This is a genomic window from Cryobacterium sp. 10I1, from assembly GCF_035019805.1.
GTDB classification, from domain to species: Bacteria; Actinomycetota; Actinomycetes; order Actinomycetales; family Microbacteriaceae; genus Cryobacterium; species Cryobacterium glucosi.
Window position 1 is genome coordinate 1 of sequence record NZ_JASJVF010000628.1, and the last position, 302, is coordinate 302.

General features: G+C 76.2%; 1 pseudogene. It reads right to left on the reverse strand.

Annotated elements, in window-relative coordinates:
* Positions 1-302 (reverse strand): annotated as a pseudogene (locus QN345_RS20075) (thiamine-phosphate kinase); the annotation flags it as partial.

Sequence of the window (302 nt, forward strand, 5' to 3'; positions counted from 1 at the left end):
CCGGCAGCACGGCGCCGGCAGGGAAGGTCGCGAGCAGGCCGTGGTCCTCGCCGCCGCCGAGCGCGAGCCCGACGCTGTCGCCGAGGGAGTCCGCCGCGAAGTCGATTCCGACCCCGCTCGCCTTGGCCAGGCGCCCGGCATCGATGAAGAGGCCGTCGGAGAGGTCCATCATTGCGGTCGCCCCCGCGAGGGACGCGGCAGGGCCGCGGTCGATCGGCGGTGTCGGGGCGAGCTGGGCGCCCACCTCGACCGGGTAGCGCTCCCGGACGGCCGTGGCGATCGCGGCATCGTGGTCGGCCTGG